Here is a 15,624-nt window from a genome sequence, read left to right on the forward strand (position 1 = left end):
TTAGGCTTCTCCTTTTGTAATTAAGTGAATACAGTGGCCAAATGGATCCTCTACTTGTAATATTCCCTCTTTGTACATAACAACCGCGCCAATATATTTTAAGCTTTCACACACTTGCTCTTTTTGTTTTTCATCTGCTAGTACAATGGTGAAATATTTCAAACCAACGGAAGCTTGCATTTGCGGCGGCACACCTTCGCCTTGCCATGTGTTTAAACCAACATGATGATGATAACCACCTGCTGAAACAAATAATGCACCGTTTCGAGCTGGAATCGTTACTTCAAATCCAAGTCCATCTACATAGAAACGTTTTGCTTCTTCTAAATCAGCAACATGCAAATGGATATGCCCCATTACCGTTCCCCTTGGAAATCCGTTCCACGCATTTCCTTGTTGCAATAATCCTTCACCATCTAATGGGTTGCTAACAAACGGAAGCTCTCCCTTTTCATCTCGCCACACTTCTCTTTGACGATCTTGATAAATTTCGATTCCATTTCCATCTGGGTCAGCTAAATAAATTGCTTCGCTAAAGTAATGATCTGCCCCGCCATGTAACGGATATACTTTCTGCACAAGGTGACGAAGAATATTTGCTAAATCTTGTCTACTTGGTAATAAGATTGCAAAGTGATATAAACCAGTTCGACTTCTTTGTTTTGGAAGAGCATTTTCTTTCTCCTCTATTATAAGAAGCGGTTCATTATTTTCATTACCAAGCGTAACGATCATTTCTTCTTCTTTTATCACTTTCAAACGTAATACCTCTGTGTAGAACGTCAGTGATGTCTTTACATTCGATACATATAAATGCACAACACCGAGTGTTGTATTGGGATGAAGTTGAAAGCTCATATTGTTATGCCCCCATTTTGATTAATCTTTTTTGAATACAGTTACTTTTAAGAAATTATCTACAAAACCTTCAGCCTTAACAACGAATAAGTAAAGGCCCATTGCTAATAAAGCAAGGTCTAGTTCATACCCTGGATTCTTTCCATCGCCTAATAAACCAGCAGACCATTTCACTTTTACAATTGCCCCAACTAAAATAAGTGCGAATAATAATCCAATATAACGTACACCTAAACCAATAATCAATAATAGACCACCAACTAATTCTACCGTCGCTACGCCGTATGCAAGCGCTCCAGGTAAACCAATGCTTGTAAACCATCCTGCAATATTATCAATCCCTGATTGAAACTTTGTCAAACCATGCATAAAGAACGTTACTCCTAATACGATACGAATAATTAAATTACCAATATGTTGATTCATTTTGTTCTCTCCCTTATTGTTTTGTAATACAAATCTTTTATTCACATTACAAAACATACAATAAAAATTTTTATTCGTCAATTTATTTTTCTTGAGAAAAAAGTGTTTTTTTTTGCTATGATACAAATAGTTGTCTACAAAAAAGGAGCTTGATTATTATGAATATCGGTTCTGCAATACGTGAAATTCGTCAACGCAGAGGCGTTACTATCGCCCAAATTTGTGAAGGGACGGGACTTTCTAAAGGTTTTATGAGTCAAGTCGAGAATAATAAAACGTCCCCATCTATCTCAACTTTAGAAACAATTTCCAAATTTTTAAACGTTCCTCTTCCCTATTTATTACTTGAGCAAAAAGATCACATGAAAATTGTAAAAAAAGAGGAACGAAAATATAGTGTATATGGAAAAGATGAACAAAGGATTGAGCATGTCGCTGAACAAGGAGGCCTTCGTTTATCTTTAGTAGAGATTCCAGTTGGATTCCCAAAAGAAAACACACCAAATGCTCATGAAGGTGAAGAATGTCATCTTGTATTACGCGGTAAATTAGAAGTACAACATGGAGAAGATATCGCGATTGTGGAAGAAGGAGATTCTTTCTCCTGGAGTGCATGCGTGCCACATATTGTGCGTAATATTGGCGAAGAATCTGCATTATTACTCATCTCTAGCCATGCTGAAAATCGAAAGCGCGTATATTAAAAGGCATTGCAAACGATATGTTTGCAATGCCTTTTAACTTTTATATGAACAATATACACGTTACTCTCGTATGATCCCGTAACTTGTTCCTACTAATACGTCTTTACCTTTTTGATTACGATAAATCAACTCCATAGATACCTTTTTGTACCCTTCCATTTGTTCTACACTTGTAAGAGTTACATCACAAGTAATTGTATCTCCAGTAAAAACGGGCCTGATGAATTCACTTACAAATTCCCGTGCTATGTAATGTACATCTCCACCAATTTTCGTTCCAATGCTTGCAGTTAATAAACCATGTACCATTAAACGTCCCTGCTCATCATGTTCCATATGATGTCTCCCTTTATCCCCTGTAAGATGAGCAAACTCCAAAACCTCTTCTTCTGTAAATGTTCTTTCATAACGAAACATATCTCCTACTTTAATATTCAATTTCATCCCCCTTTTCAAGATTCTGAATTTTCTTTATAATTTTAACATAAAAAAACTATAAAATGAATGATAGTTCATTTTATAGTTTTCAATCGCTATTCTATCGATGCCCCTCTTTTTTTGCTTCATTATAACCGTAATAAGCACATGTCCCATTTTGAGATAAATCACGTACTTCGAAACCACAACTACGATAAAAATCAAAATTATTCGCAGATGTATGCGCAAACCAATCCCCATGGGGTAGTTTCTGCATACAAAGGGAAACGAGCTTCTTGCCTAATCCCTTTCCTCTATATTCATACTTCACAACTAAATCCATAATATTGGCAGCCATGATCTGATCAGAAATGACACGAACCATCGCAATCATTTCTTCATCATCCCAAATCGTAAAAGCCCATGTTGAATTTTCAAATGCTATCGTAAATTTTTCAATTTGCCAAGATGGAATGCTATTGTTGCTCCACCCCGCATCTTCAAATAAACTTTTAATTGCATAAGCTGGTACACCTGTCGTTCCTTCTCGAATAATGAGTCCATTATGATAAATATACAATCCCATTCCCCCTTTTATTGTTATATACTATTCTTTAAGAGATAAATATTACCTTTTTAAAAGGAGAAAAAGATGGGAAAATTTTCATTACTGCTTTCTTTTACATTCCTTATAATTACCGTGCAAACTACTAATATAGTATTTTTTAGTCTATGAATTCTTACTACATCAGTTTGGTGAAAAATGGGCTATTTTGCTTACAGGCATTGGTTTTGGTTTGCAGCACTATTCTTTAGGTTTTTCTTGGAGTGTTTCCACCGCTTTCATTTTAGCTGGTATATTTTATGGAGGAATAGTTGTGAAGTCAAATAGCATCATTCCAGCTATTATATGGCATATAGTTTTAAATCTATTAATGGTATTGAGTGGCCTCATTCTTTAAAAGAGCAGGGTTTATCCAGCTCTTTTAATTGCATATACAAGAATATCTATTCCATGAAATGATGCTGTCTTCTCATAACTCATTCCTGTTTTTCGAGCGACAAAGATAGATGCAGGATGATCTGGATTAATAAGGGAAATGAGTTTATTTAGTCCTAACCCTTGAAAGCCGTAATCTCGAAAAGCTGTTGCTGCTTCCTTTGCATACCCTTTCCCCCAATATTCAGGAAGTAACCAGTACCCAATTTCAATTTCTTCGTTGCCATCTACTTGTTGCCTAACGAGCCCTGCGTGACCAATTGGTGTATCTGTTCCCTTTTCAATCATTAGAAATAATCCTAAACCGTTTTTATAACTAGCAAGCACCCAGCTTTCAAGACTTTTTTTACACTGTGCGTATGTTTTCGGCATTCCATTCCCAATGTAGCGCATCACTTTTTCATTTCCCCATAAGGATGCATAAAACTCTAAGTCAGCCATTGTATATTTGCGAAATTGTAAACGATCTGTATGGAACATACTCCTACTCCTTTCTTGTGGATTCTCTTTCTATAACTGAGATAGGCAATTGTATACGCTGTACATGCTCTCCTCGTAATTGTTTATGCAATAATACGATAGAATTCTTTGCCATACTTTTGATGGAGGTATTAATCGTTGTTATATTAGGGTGCATGATCATGGAGAGTTCTTGATTATCAAATCCCATAACACCAAAATCTTGTGGGATACGAATTCTTAATCGCTGCGCTTCCATAATGATTCCAGCAGCTATCTCATCACTACCTGAAAAAATTGCATCAGGTGCATTTTGCATAGATTGAATGATATGTATAATATTCTTTCCATCCTTCAGTCCACAGCAATTCGAAAATATCCATTCTCGTTGCACCTGTATATCGTACCCCTTTAAAGCTCGTTTATAGCCTTGATATCTCTGTCTCTGCGCTTTACTTTTTAATGTATCGTAACAAAATCCTATACGTGTATATCCATTTTCCAAAAGATGCCTCGTTCCAATATAACCGGCTAACTCTTCATCAAATTGAACTGTAGATACGAGTTCTGTTTCTACATGTTCATTACAAATAACAATTGCTCCTGAAGTTATCGCAAGCTCTATTTCCTCTATTGGCAAAGAAAGTGTAGTAAAAATAAGCCCATCTAACTTTTTCGTCCTAATATATTGTAAAAATTCTCTTTCTCTCTCAACTTCATAATTCGATTGTAATATCACGACATCATAACGATCTATTTTTAAAATACCACTTAACTCTTGAATTAACTGACTAAAAAAGGGATGATGTAAATTTGGTACGACTACACCGATTAAATTTGTTTGTAGACGACGTAGATCTTTCGCCGTTGCCACAGGCACATAATTTTTTTCATCAATAATCGCCTGCACTCTCGCCCTTAATTCTGGACGTACATACGGATGATGATTGATCACACGGGAAACTGTTGCTTTAGACACTCCGGCTAATTTAGCGATATCTTCAATTGTAGAAATCTGAACTCCCTCCTTGACCTGTAATGCATTTCAGAATGTACAGTATATGGTAACTATTATAAACGAGGTGACATGAAATATGGGGAAAATTCAAATTTCTGGAGAGGTTATTGAAACGAAAGCAATTGCCTTTGATAAGGATGGTACATTATTTCACGCGATTCCATTTTGGCAGGAAATTGATAGACTGCGAAAATACAAGTTTTCACAAATTGTCGGTAAAAAATATGAACCGCTGTGGGAAAAAGCAGTTGGATTTGTACCTCCAAACAAAGTTGATTTTAAAGGCCTATTAGCAGTCGCATCTGAAGAAGAAGAAATTATTGTTGTTGCTAGCCTTTTATATCAAATCAAAAAATATCCATGGCATCGTTGCAAAGAGCTTACTACTACCATATTTGAAGAAAGTAATGAGCAATTATCCATTGAACAAGCTTTTCATCCTATTCCAGGTATAACTGAATGCATTATTTCTTTGCAAAAAGAAGGAATATACACAGGTATTCTTACCTCAGATAATAAGGTGAGAACAAAAAAATGTATTGATTTACTTAACATACCATCTCTTCAATTTCTCTTTACGCCAGAAGATGTAGAAAACGGAAAGCCTCATCCAGAAATGATTACCAAAGCATGTGAACAGCTTAATATTAAACCAAATGAGCTAGTAATGGTTGGAGATACTATTGTAGATGTAAAAATGGCTAAAGAGGCCGGAAGTATTGCTGTAGGCATTGCCAATCATGAACATGCAATAGAAGAATTAACACCGTATGCGGACTTTATCATCACTGATTACAGCGATATACAAGTTTTAACGAAAAAAAGACAGTAGACAAAGACTTGTCTACTGCATCCATATCATAACTAGTATAAAGAAAACTACAGTTGAGGGGGGATTTTTCAAGTATATACTAGATATTTACCTTGTTCTAACAATGGACAAGAACTTTCCGTTCACAAATGACCTTAAATTAGAACTTAATTCTACTCCATTCTAATTGATAAAGATTATCAATATCAATATAAATCGTATATAAAGTTTTATACGAAAAAACGCTACAAAAAGAAACACTCTTTTCATAGCGTTTCATCTATCAATTTGATTCATAATCGTTCTCCTCTAACCTATCACGCAACGCTTTAACACGCTTAAAAAAGAAAAATGACATTCCTAAAAATAAGACTATAACACCCATCATTGCAAAGGATTGTACAGTTTCTCTTCCTCCATTCGGAATCAATAAACCAATCATTAAAAATGTGGCTAGTGCGAGAAGAACTTGACCGAAGCGAATATAATCTGCTATTTTCTGTTGTAATTCTTTCATCTCTTTACCACTCCTCATTCTCACTGTATCATATTCTAATAGCCTCTGAGACAAGCAAATACAGCCAATGAGGGAGAAGTTTTCCAAAATAAAAGAGCCGCTAAAATGCGGCTCTTTCCCATTTATTACACTCCTTTGTATGCTTCCATATATACTTCTTGCAGCTCTGAAATCAACGGTAATTTTGGGTTTGCTGTTGTACATTGATCTTCAAAGGCTCTTTCCGCTAACATGCCAACAACTTCTTCAAATGCTTCTTGTTCCACACCTTGTCCAGCAATGCTCATAGTAATATTCAATTCTTTTCCAAGAGCAATAATCGCTTGTACGAGTGATTCTACGCCTTCTTCTACTGTGCTCGCTGGAAGTCCAAGCATTCTTGCGATATGGGCATAACGTTCGTCAGCAACAAAGTGCTCATATTTTGGGAATAATGCATGTTTTCTTGGTTTGATTGCATTATAACGAATAACATGTGGCATTAAGATTGCGTTGGCACGTCCGTGCGGAATATGAAATTCCGGACCAATTTTATGCGCCAAACTATGATTAATGCCAAGGAACGCATTGGCAAACGCCATTCCAGCAATCGCAGAAGCGTTATGCATTTTCTCACGCGCCTCTTCGTCTTTGCCATCTTTATATGCTCTCGGTAAATATTTGAATACAAGATCAATCGCTTTTAATGCTAAACCATCTGTATAATCATTTGCCATAATAGACACGTATGCTTCAATTGCATGCGTTAATACATCCATGCCAGTGTCTGCAGTTACATGCGGTGGCACTGTCATGACAAATTGCGGATCGACAATCGCTACATCTGGCGTTAATTCATAATCAGCTAACGGATATTTTATATTATTCTTCTTATCTGTAATAACCGCAAATGGCGTCACTTCTGACCCTGTTCCTGATGTTGTTGGAATCGCAACAAACTGCGCTTTGTTCCCAAGCTTCGGATATTTACATGTACGTTTTCTTATATCTAAAAACTTTTGCTTTATTCCAAAGAATGTTGTTTCTGGATGCTCATAGAAGAGCCACATTCCTTTTGCTGCATCCATTGCCGATCCACCACCAAGGGCGATAATCACATCTGGCTTGAAACTCCTCATCATTTCAGCACCTTTAAATACAGTTTCATCTGATGGATCTGGCTCTACTTCAAAGAATACCTCCACCTTCACATCATTTGTATGTTTACGTAAATAGTGCGTTACTGTATCCACATAACCAAGCTCGACCATTCCAGGATCCGTTACAATAAATGCGCGTGAAATATTTGGCATATTTGCTAAATACCCTGTCGCATGTTTTTCAAAATAAATTTTAGGTGGTAATTTGAACCACTGCAAATTCTTTTTTCTACTTGCAAGTCTTTTTATATTTAATAGATGCGTTGCCGTTACGTTTTGAGAAACTGAGTTCTTTCCATATGAACCACATCCAAGTGTGAGTGATGGAATAAATGCATTATATATATCACCAATTCCACCTTGTGATGACGGTGCGTTTACAATGAGACGGCACGCTTTCATACGTAAACCAAATTGTTTTTGCACTTCTTTATTTGTCGAATGAATAACCGCTGAATGACCTAAGCCGCCTAATTCTAACATTCCCTCGCAATATGTGAATCCTTCTTCAAGTGAATTTGCTTTTACACAAGCAAGTACTGGACTTAATTTCTCACGAGATAGTGGATAATCAGCACCTACACCTTTAATTTCAGCAACGAGCATTTTTGTATCTTCTGGCACTGTAATTCCGACTAATGCTGCAATATAATACGCTGATTTTCCGACGATATCACTATTTACTGCACATGTATTTTCATTAATAACAAGCTTCTCTAATTTTTTACGCTCATCTTCTGTCACAAAGTAACAATTATTTGCTATCATTTCTTCTTTCACATCATTGTAAATTTCTTTGTCTACAATGATCGCTTGTTCAGAAGCACAAATCATACCGTTATCAAAAGTTTTTGATAAAATCAAATCATTTACAGCACGTTTTACATGCGCTGATTTCTCTATATAACAAGGTACGTTTCCTGGTCCTACGCCAAGAGCTGGTTTACCAGTAGAATATGCTGATTTCACCATTCCTGCACCCCCAGTTGCTAACACAAGCGCAACCCCTTCATGATTCATTAATTGCTTTGTTGCCTCAACAGAAGGTTTTTTGATCCATTGGATACAATTCTTTGGTGCCCCCGCCTTCACTGCCGCATCACGTAACGTTTTTGCTGCTGCAATCGAACAATTTTGTGCAGAAGGATGAAATGCGAAAATAATTGGATTTCTTGTTTTCATTGCGATTAACGCTTTAAACATCGTTGTCGAAGTTGGATTCGTTACTGGTGTTACCCCAGCAACTACACCGACTGGCTCTGCAATTTCGATCACTTCTTCATGAGGATCCTCATGAATGATTCCTACTGTTTTGTCTTTTTTCATACTATGCCAAATATATTCAGTGGCAAATATATTTTTGATGCATTTGTCTTCATATACACCACGCCCGGTTTCTTCAACAGCCATTTTTGCAAGTGGCATATGTTGATCTACACCCGCAAGTGCCATTTCATGTACAATGTTGTCAATTTGCTCTTGTGTAAAATCCTCTAATGCTTGTAAAGCTGCCTGACCGTTCTTTACCAACGTATCAATCATTTCTGTTACTTCTTGCATTTCATTTACAACTTTCTCTTTGACTACCATGTGAATTCCTCCAATTCCGCTATATGGACTTTAATTGTCCCTCAGGGTCTCTAAAAGTCCCATTTAGCATAAAAAAATAGAATTACTTTCCCTACATGAATTCCATTGTTTGTGAAATATTTCACAAGTCTATGTGTGAAGCATCATTTCATGATTTTACTATACACGAAATATTTTTAATTGTGTGTGTCTAATTTGTGAAAAGTTTCACAAATTATTTTTTTAAAAAGCACTGCCTTTTTTTAGCAGTGCTTTTTATTATGCTAATGCTTGCGCTAAATCTTCAATTAGATCTTCACCATCTTCAATACCCACAGATATACGAATTAATGTATCCGTAATTCCTAATTCTTTACGGCGATCTGCTGGGATAGATGCGTGAGTCATTTGTGCTGGAATAGAAATTAAGCTTTCTACTGCCCCTAAACTTTCAGCAAGTGTAAAATACTGCAGTTTCTCAAGTACTTTATTTAGCGTTTCTTCACTATCTACATCAAATGAAATAATTGCACCGTATCCATTCGCTTGTTCAGTTGCTAATGCATGATTTGGATGTGATCCAAGGCCTGGATAGTATACTTTATTAACTTTTGGATGATTATTTAAAAACCCAGCAATCGCGCGTGAATTTGTTTCATGTTCTTCCATACGGACTCCTAATGTTTTTAAACCACGAAGTAGTAAGAAACTGTCTTGTGGTCCAAGAATGCCCCCTGTTGAGTTTTGAACGAAATGAAGGTCTTCTGCTAATTGCGCGCTATTTACAACAACTAATCCAGCAACAACGTCACTATGTCCACCTAAATATTTCGTTGCACTGTGAAGTACAATATCTGCACCTAAAGAGATTGGTGACTGCCAGTAAGGCGTCATGAATGTGTTATCAATAATTGTTAATAAACCTTTTTCTTTTGCCAATATAGAAATTTGCTTAATATCTGTAATTTTTAATAGTGGATTTGTTGGCGTTTCTACATAAATTGCTTTCGTATTCGGAAGAATTGCTTCTGCTACTTCATCTAAATTTGTTGTATCTACAAATGTATGTTCAATACCGAAACGATTCAATACTTTTGTAATTACGCGATATGTTCCGCCATATACGTCATCTGTTAAAATGACATGATCTCCTTTTGAGAATAACATAATCGTTGCTGTAATCGCAGCCATTCCTGAACCGAAAGCAAACCCTGCATGACCGTTTTCTAATACGGCAATCATTTCTTCTAGCGCTGCACGTGTCGGGTTTCCTGTACGTGAATATTCGTATCCTTGATGCTTTCCAACTGCTTCTTGTTTGTACGTACTTGTTTGATAAATCGGTACGTTTACAGATCCAGTTGAAGGTTCTCCTATGCGAATACCATGAATTAACTTTGTTTTTGCTCTCATTTTCATTCCCACCCTTTGTATATATCTTTACTTAAGTAACGCTCACTGCTATCTGGAAAAATCGTTACAATATTTGTACCTGGTTTTGCCTTTTCAGCCTCTAATAAGCTTGCATGAAATGCTGCTCCCGAAGAACTGCCAACAAGAAGGCCTTCTTTCTGCGCTAATTCTTTCACACGCCTGAATGCATTTCGATCAGAAATGGTATGAATTTCATCGAAATATGATGATTTTAAAAATGGTGGAATAAATTCAAGACCGATTCCTTCTGTTTCATGTGAACCTGCTTCACCACCATTTAAAATAGATCCTTCTGGTTCCACAATCACCGTTTTAATTTCACGATTTTGCTCTTTTAAATAGGAGGCAGTTCCCATAAATGTACCACCAGTACCTGCACCTGCCACAAATATGTTAATCTCTCCACCCAACTCTTCCCACAGCTCCGGACCTAATGTTTTGAAATAAGCACGTGGATTTGCATCATTTGCAAATTGACTTGGAGAGTATGAGTTTGGAATTTCTTTTACTAATTCTTTTGCCTTTGCAATTGCACCTGTCATCCCTTGTTCAGTTGGTGTATGCACAACCGTTGCACCGAGAGCTTTCATTAACTCTTGTTTTTCAATGCTAAATTTCTCTGGTACACAAACGATCACACGTAAATCATACTCTAATGCAGCAAGTGCCAGTCCAATACCAGTATTTCCAGCTGTCGGTTCAATAATCGTTCCACCTTGCGCTACAAACCCTTTTGCCAGTGCATCCTCAATCAATTCTCTTCCTAATCGATCTTTCACGCTTCCACCTGGATTATAAAATTCAAGCTTTGAAAATAAACGAACGCCCTCTGGAAGTGAAAAACGAGTAATTTCTACAATCGGTGTATGACCGATTAACTCATGAACTCCACGATACACCTTCATCGTGTTCTCCTCCTTATTCGCCAATAAAGAAAAGGCAACTGTATGTATTTTCTTTATATGAGACAGTTGCCTTTTTGTTACATTACTTTAACTCTTCTAATACTTTTACAATAAAGTTTGTAGAATGAAGAGCTGCTTGATCTAAAAATTGATCAAATGAAACATTTGATTCTTTCCCAGCAATATCAGAAAGTGCACGAATAATTACAAATGGAACGTTATATTGATGGCAAACTTGTGCAACCGCTGCTGCTTCCATTTCTACTGCGTAAAGATTTTCAAATTTATCACGGATTGCTGCAACTCGGTTGGGATCGCTCATAAATGAATCTCCTGTTGCAATCATTCCTTTAACCACTTGAATGTTTTCTTCTGCCTTCATACATTTCTCAGCTAATGCAACTAGTTCTTCATCAGCTTTAAATCCTGGTGGCATGCCTGGCACTTGACCATATTCATAATCAAATGCAGTTACATCCACATCATGATGACGAACTTCTGTTGAAATAACTACATCACCCACGTTTAAAGATTGATGGAATCCACCAGCTGAACCCGTATTCATTACTTTTTCAGGTTGGTATCTCTCTAATAAAATTGTCGTTGACATAGCTGCATTCACTTTACCAATACCAGACTTTAACAAGATTACTTCATGCCCTGCCAATAGTCCCTTCGTAAATTCACAACCTGCAACAGTTTCTGTTTCTGCCTGTTCTAATTTGTCACGTAAAATACGTACTTCTTCTTCCATTGCTCCAATTACAGCAATTCTCAATCTAATCCCTCTTTCTATTGCTTAGTTGCCTCCATTACCCAAACGAAATGATTCAATCTCGTAAACGTTACGTGGAAGCCATTATTTTCAAAAATAGATTGCATGATCGGAATACGTGTGTAGTATTCTGTTTGCAAATCATTTGCTAACTGATGAAAACCTCTTTGTTTTGCAGTTTCAACAGTTTTATCATACGCTTCTTGATCTGCAAATATCGTATCAGCAAACACTATTTTACCACCTTTATTAAGCAATTGACTATATTTCGCAATTGCTACGTCTTTTTCTTCATCTGTTAGATGATGAAATGCATAGGTGCTTACAATTGTATCAATAGAATTCGGGACATCAAAAGAAAGAAAATCTCCTTCTGTAATCGAAAATCCTTTTGGTAACTTTTCTTTTGCGATAGCACGCATTTCACGTGACGGCTCTATGCCGTATACAGTATGGCCAGCAAGTAATAATTTATTTGTTAAATTACCAGTACCAACACCAAATTCTAATACATTTCCAAATGATTTATTTACTACATCCTCTAAAATGGCTTCATAACGAGCAAAAACTTCTTTATATTGTATATCTTCGCCTTGTACGAATGAATCATACGTATGAGCCCACTCATCAAATAAACCGTTAAATTCTGTACCCATATCGAATTCCCCTTTTTCTTATCGGTTTTATCAGTATGATATGCCTTCTTTTCGAAAATGTCAATTGAAATGAAAATGGTATTTCCTTCTTTTCTTTGTTACACTTAACTAGATTATGCAGAAAGGGGCGTATTTTGTGTCATTTACCTTTGAAATGTTGGAAGATAAAGTAGAATTTTTTGAGGCAGCTGACTTAGTTTCTTTAGAAAAGAAAGTTAACGAACAAATTGACAATAATAAAGCACTTATGCTGGAAGTTCATCATATTTCTCATCAAATGGTTATGGATACTGAAAGCAAACGGCCATATTATAGCGCAGTAGTTCATTTCAAATTAAAAAAATTACGCTAACTAAAAAAGAGAAAGGTTCTAAGAACCTTTCTCTTTTTTAGTTTAGAGTTTGAACAAGTACTGGTTTCCAGCCTTCGTTTTCTACCCAATCAATATTTACATAATATTTTTTACCGGTTTGTTTATCTTGTACATTACCGTATGCTTTTTGCTTACCGTTGTTTCCAATGCGGTGAATGACCAACTGTTCCACTGGAACTTCAATTGCAGAGGAAATTGCTTGTTTCATCTCATTCCAATCTGCTGACCCTTGTTTAAATGTCATTGCCGGTGTTGCACCTTGCGTTGTACCAACTGGCTTCCAAGAAGCTTTTGTATAAGCATCAGTTGCTTTAGGCTGTGTTTTTTCAGCTGGAACTTTCTCATTTGCTTTCGCTTCTTCCTCAGCTTTTTGTTTCTCTTCTGCAGCCTTCTTTTCTTCTTCCTCTTTCTTCTTTTGCTCTTCTAGTTTTGCTTGCTCTTCTTTATCTTTCTTTTTCTCAGCTTTATTACCTTTTGTTGTTTCCTGAGATACTTTCTTTTGTGGAGAAGACACTTGCTCTGTTGTATCAGGAACAAATAATTGATACGCTACAATAGCTACTGCTAATAATACGATAGCTATTGCGATATTTAAAACACCGTTGTGACGACGTTTTTGTTGTTTCTGTTGGAATCTAGATCCTCCTGCCATTCTTCAAACCTCCATGCAGTTTTTCCTACTTGCTATTGTAACACTAAATCTTAAATGGTTGAACAACTACAGTAACATTTTCACGAAATGAAAACATTTGATAATAAATTGCAAGATTACCTTCTCCCTTCCAAGTGAGCAATCTCTTCCACAAATTCTTTAAAAATCGGTGTTACAGTATTTTCTTTACTATTCGTTTCTAAATCAACAACTACTAGTGCATATCTCGGGTTTTCGTATGGGAAATAACCCGCAAACCAACGATTTACGCGATCTTCTTTTCCTGTTTGCGCAGTCCCAGACTTTCCAGCAACAGATAAAGGTAGCGATTGAAACGTTGCACCTGTTCCCTTTTCCATCGTTATGACTTTCCTTAACAAGGATTGTACCTGTTTCACTGTACTATAAGAGAGTTGTCGTCCTTCCAGTTTATGGTCTTCAAAATATAAAAATTTCGTTCCATTTTTATATCGGATTTCTTTTACAGCTTTTACTTCTTTCTTCTCCCCATTTCTTGCAATCGTCGCCATCATATTTGCAATGGCTAAAGGGGATATTCTTACATCCTTTTGTCCAATTGCCGTTTGAGCGATTGCTTTGTGACCCACCTTATTTTCTTCGCCATTCCAAACAGTTGCTTTTTTCTCTTCTATCAACTGTTTAAACCCAGACGTATGAAACATTTGCCCTTTCCATCCTACCGTCTCACTCGCTCCTAGCGCTTCTAAATACGTTTCCATTATATGTTTATCCTTTTGCATCAATTCATCACCAAGCACAGCGAATGTTCTGTTACAACTCCTAGCAAAACTCTCTGTGAAGTTTAATTCCCCCATCATAACCTGTGAGAAATTTTCACCATACGGATCTGTATTACAGTTAAACATACGATGAGATTGAATCATATCATTATCAATTGCTGCGGCCGCTATAACTGTTTTAAAAACGGAACCTGGGAAATGAGGCGTTAGCATTTGGTTCTCCATCGTTTTTTGATATGCACGCTTATCGTTCATCTGTAAAGATGGTTTACTCACCATTGCTACAATTTCACTCTTCTTCACATCAAGTAGTACTAATCCACCTTTTTTGATTCCATGTGTTCGCACAAGCTCTTCTGCTTTTTGTTGCAAAGATTTTTCTATCGTCGTTTGAATCGTAACTGGATAAAAGGGATTTCCAGGAGATGTATATTTTGCACGCTTCCCAAAAATCGGTTCTCCCTGTCTGTCTACTTGATATAATACTTTCGTTTCACCATCAGTCATTAAAAATTCATCAAACGATTGCTGTAATCCAGAAATACCGATAATTGTTTGACTAGATAGTTTTTTTAATTTCTCATATCGTTTTTTTAATTCCTTCTCGTTTTCTCCGACTACTCCGATCAGATGCTCCGCTTCCGATATTTGTTTCATTCTCACTTCGATTGCTACCATACCTAAAATATCCGCACGGTTTACCTTCTCCATCTGTTCTTTCGTTAACTGAAACGGTTTATCACCCCTTTGAAGTATAAATGGTTTTCGTTTGTTTTTCATTTGCAGCTTTATGTCTTGCCCCGGCACACCAATGATATGCGTAATTTTTTCTAACATGTCATTTTTTATTTGTAGAAAAGGAAAAATGACTAACACTGGGTATCTTTCTTCTCCTAGATTTTCTCCGTTCCGGTCAACAAAATGTCCCCTACCATCATCCAATGTGAATGCTTGTGTCCGCTGGGTGACACTCTTTTCAATTAAATTTATATGCCTCTTTGTAAATGATTCCGTGGCTATAAGTTGTATTTGAGCTAGCCTACCAAGTAGTAATAGCATGATACATGCAAAACAGAGTAAAGTAATCGCAATTCTCCGCTTCATTTTCATAAAAAACACCTCGTCTTTTCAGTTTAGACGAGGTGTTAGT

At 36.5% G+C, this 15,624-nt stretch carries 17 protein-coding genes and 1 pseudogene; 4 read left to right on the forward strand and 14 right to left on the reverse strand.

What is annotated here, in order from left to right:
* Both QRY57_RS21510 and QRY57_RS21515 read right to left on the reverse strand, forming a co-directional pair.
* On the reverse strand, window positions 1–858 hold the full coding sequence (locus tag QRY57_RS21510; RefSeq protein WP_286016055.1) for a VOC family protein: 858 nt from the start codon (window positions 856–858) through the stop codon (window positions 1–3).
* Between the two features lie 21 nt (window positions 859–879).
* Window positions 880–1,284: a DoxX family protein gene (locus QRY57_RS21515; RefSeq protein ID WP_286016056.1), complete on the reverse strand. Its 405-nt coding sequence runs from the start codon at window positions 1,282–1,284 to the stop codon at window positions 880–882.
* 158 nt (window positions 1,285–1,442) lie between these two features.
* Between QRY57_RS21515 and QRY57_RS21520 the strand changes: the two genes are divergently transcribed.
* Window positions 1,443–1,988 (forward strand): helix-turn-helix domain-containing protein, encoded by a 546-nt coding sequence (locus tag QRY57_RS21520; RefSeq protein ID WP_026593444.1) that lies wholly within the window; start codon window positions 1,443–1,445, stop codon window positions 1,986–1,988.
* 60 nt (window positions 1,989–2,048) lie between these two features.
* Here QRY57_RS21520 and QRY57_RS21525 read toward each other — a convergent pair whose 3' ends face one another.
* Both QRY57_RS21525 and QRY57_RS21530 read right to left on the reverse strand, forming a co-directional pair.
* Window positions 2,049–2,426 carry a hotdog family protein gene (locus tag QRY57_RS21525; RefSeq protein WP_026593445.1) on the reverse strand — a complete coding sequence of 126 codons (378 nt, stop codon included), beginning with the start codon at window positions 2,424–2,426 and terminating at the stop codon, window positions 2,049–2,051.
* Window positions 2,427–2,526: 100 nt separating this feature from the next.
* Window positions 2,527–2,985 carry a GNAT family N-acetyltransferase gene (locus QRY57_RS21530; RefSeq protein WP_090687568.1) on the reverse strand — a complete coding sequence of 153 codons (459 nt, stop codon included), beginning with the start codon at window positions 2,983–2,985 and terminating at the stop codon, window positions 2,527–2,529.
* Window positions 2,986–3,151: 166 nt separating this feature from the next.
* On the opposite strand from QRY57_RS21530, the pseudogene QRY57_RS27250 reads away from it, so the two are divergent.
* Window positions 3,152–3,367 (forward strand): annotated as a pseudogene (locus tag QRY57_RS27250) (CPBP family glutamic-type intramembrane protease); the annotation flags it as partial.
* A gap of 11 nt (window positions 3,368–3,378) precedes the next feature.
* On the opposite strand, the gene QRY57_RS21535 reads toward QRY57_RS27250, so the two are convergent.
* Together QRY57_RS21535 and QRY57_RS21540 are read right to left on the reverse strand one after the other, a co-directional pair.
* A complete protein-coding gene (locus QRY57_RS21535; RefSeq protein WP_286016057.1) occupies window positions 3,379–3,885 on the reverse strand; it encodes a GNAT family N-acetyltransferase in 507 nt (168 codons plus the stop codon).
* A 4-nt stretch (window positions 3,886–3,889) separates the two neighbouring features.
* The gene (locus QRY57_RS21540) at window positions 3,890–4,843 is read right to left on the reverse strand and encodes a LacI family DNA-binding transcriptional regulator (protein WP_026593448.1); all 954 of its coding nucleotides are present in this window, start codon (window positions 4,841–4,843) and stop codon (window positions 3,890–3,892) included.
* A gap of 115 nt (window positions 4,844–4,958) precedes the next feature.
* Between QRY57_RS21540 and QRY57_RS21545 the strand changes: the two genes are divergently transcribed.
* On the forward strand, window positions 4,959–5,714 hold the full coding sequence (locus QRY57_RS21545) for an HAD family hydrolase (RefSeq protein ID WP_286016058.1): 756 nt from the start codon (window positions 4,959–4,961) through the stop codon (window positions 5,712–5,714).
* 262 nt (window positions 5,715–5,976) lie between these two features.
* On the opposite strand, the gene QRY57_RS21550 is transcribed toward QRY57_RS21545, so the two are convergent.
* The 6 genes from QRY57_RS21550 to QRY57_RS21575 all read right to left on the reverse strand — a co-directional run bounded on the left by QRY57_RS21550 (window position 5,977) and on the right by QRY57_RS21575 (window position 12,688).
* Window positions 5,977–6,210: a YrhC family protein gene (locus QRY57_RS21550; RefSeq protein ID WP_026593450.1), complete on the reverse strand. Its 234-nt coding sequence runs from the start codon at window positions 6,208–6,210 to the stop codon at window positions 5,977–5,979.
* A 125-nt stretch (window positions 6,211–6,335) separates the two neighbouring features.
* Window positions 6,336–8,939, reverse strand: a complete 2,604-nt coding sequence (adhE, locus tag QRY57_RS21555; protein WP_026593451.1) for a bifunctional acetaldehyde-CoA/alcohol dehydrogenase — start codon at window positions 8,937–8,939, stop codon at window positions 6,336–6,338.
* A gap of 258 nt (window positions 8,940–9,197) precedes the next feature.
* Window positions 9,198–10,331 carry a bifunctional cystathionine gamma-lyase/homocysteine desulfhydrase gene (locus tag QRY57_RS21560; RefSeq protein ID WP_286016059.1) on the reverse strand — a complete coding sequence of 378 codons (1,134 nt, stop codon included), beginning with the start codon at window positions 10,329–10,331 and terminating at the stop codon, window positions 9,198–9,200.
* 2 nt (window positions 10,332–10,333) lie between these two features.
* Window positions 10,334–11,257 carry an O-acetylserine dependent cystathionine beta-synthase gene (locus QRY57_RS21565; protein ID WP_208018130.1) on the reverse strand — a complete coding sequence of 308 codons (924 nt, stop codon included), beginning with the start codon at window positions 11,255–11,257 and terminating at the stop codon, window positions 10,334–10,336.
* 82 nt (window positions 11,258–11,339) lie between these two features.
* On the reverse strand, window positions 11,340–12,035 hold the full coding sequence (gene mtnN / locus QRY57_RS21570; protein ID WP_090687586.1) for a 5'-methylthioadenosine/S-adenosylhomocysteine nucleosidase: 696 nt from the start codon (window positions 12,033–12,035) through the stop codon (window positions 11,340–11,342).
* A gap of 14 nt (window positions 12,036–12,049) precedes the next feature.
* Window positions 12,050–12,688, reverse strand: coding sequence for a class I SAM-dependent methyltransferase (locus QRY57_RS21575; RefSeq protein WP_090687591.1), 639 nt, complete (start codon window positions 12,686–12,688; stop codon window positions 12,050–12,052).
* Between the two features lie 136 nt (window positions 12,689–12,824).
* On the opposite strand from QRY57_RS21575, the gene QRY57_RS21580 reads away from it, so the two are divergent.
* Window positions 12,825–13,040, forward strand: a complete 216-nt coding sequence (locus tag QRY57_RS21580) for a YrzA family protein (RefSeq protein WP_026593456.1) — start codon at window positions 12,825–12,827, stop codon at window positions 13,038–13,040.
* Between the two features lie 37 nt (window positions 13,041–13,077).
* Here QRY57_RS21580 and QRY57_RS21585 read toward each other — a convergent pair whose 3' ends face one another.
* Together QRY57_RS21585 and QRY57_RS21590 are read right to left on the reverse strand one after the other, a co-directional pair.
* Window positions 13,078–13,713 (reverse strand): YrrS family protein, encoded by a 636-nt coding sequence (locus QRY57_RS21585; RefSeq protein WP_286016060.1) that lies wholly within the window; start codon window positions 13,711–13,713, stop codon window positions 13,078–13,080.
* Window positions 13,714–13,829: 116 nt separating this feature from the next.
* Complete coding sequence (locus QRY57_RS21590; protein ID WP_286016061.1) at window positions 13,830–15,584, reverse strand: peptidoglycan D,D-transpeptidase FtsI family protein; 1,755 nt, start codon at window positions 15,582–15,584, stop codon at window positions 13,830–13,832.
* Window positions 15,585–15,624 lie beyond the last annotated feature (40 nt).

It is taken from the genome of Bacillus arachidis, assembly GCF_030285945.1.
GTDB lineage: Bacteria > Bacillota > Bacilli > Bacillales > Bacillaceae_G > Bacillus_A > Bacillus_A arachidis.

Bases quoted from the DNA above. Each gene is read 5' to 3' on its own strand.
- QRY57_RS21515 (WP_286016056.1), bottom strand. From the start codon at position 1,284: ATGAATCAACATATTGGTAATTTAATTATTCGTATCGTATTAGGAGTA.
- adhE (WP_026593451.1), bottom strand. From the start codon at position 8,939: ATGGTAGTCAAAGAGAAAGTTGTAAATGAAATGCAAGAAGTAACAGAA.
- QRY57_RS21545 (WP_286016058.1), top strand. From the start codon at position 4,959: ATGGGGAAAATTCAAATTTCTGGAGAGGTTATTGAAACGAAAGCAATT.
- QRY57_RS21550 (WP_026593450.1), bottom strand. From the start codon at position 6,210: ATGAAAGAATTACAACAGAAAATAGCAGATTATATTCGCTTCGGTCAA.
- QRY57_RS21585 (WP_286016060.1), bottom strand. From the start codon at position 13,713: ATGGCAGGAGGATCTAGATTCCAACAGAAACAACAAAAACGTCGTCAC.
- QRY57_RS21590 (WP_286016061.1), bottom strand. From the start codon at position 15,584: ATGAAAATGAAGCGGAGAATTGCGATTACTTTACTCTGTTTTGCATGT.
- QRY57_RS21510 (WP_286016055.1), bottom strand. From the start codon at position 858: ATGAGCTTTCAACTTCATCCCAATACAACACTCGGTGTTGTGCATTTA.
- QRY57_RS21520 (WP_026593444.1), top strand. From the start codon at position 1,443: ATGAATATCGGTTCTGCAATACGTGAAATTCGTCAACGCAGAGGCGTT.
- QRY57_RS21565 (WP_208018130.1), bottom strand. From the start codon at position 11,257: ATGAAGGTGTATCGTGGAGTTCATGAGTTAATCGGTCATACACCGATT.
- QRY57_RS21560 (WP_286016059.1), bottom strand. From the start codon at position 10,331: ATGAGAGCAAAAACAAAGTTAATTCATGGTATTCGCATAGGAGAACCT.
- QRY57_RS21535 (WP_286016057.1), bottom strand. From the start codon at position 3,885: ATGTTCCATACAGATCGTTTACAATTTCGCAAATATACAATGGCTGAC.
- QRY57_RS21575 (WP_090687591.1), bottom strand. From the start codon at position 12,688: ATGGGTACAGAATTTAACGGTTTATTTGATGAGTGGGCTCATACGTAT.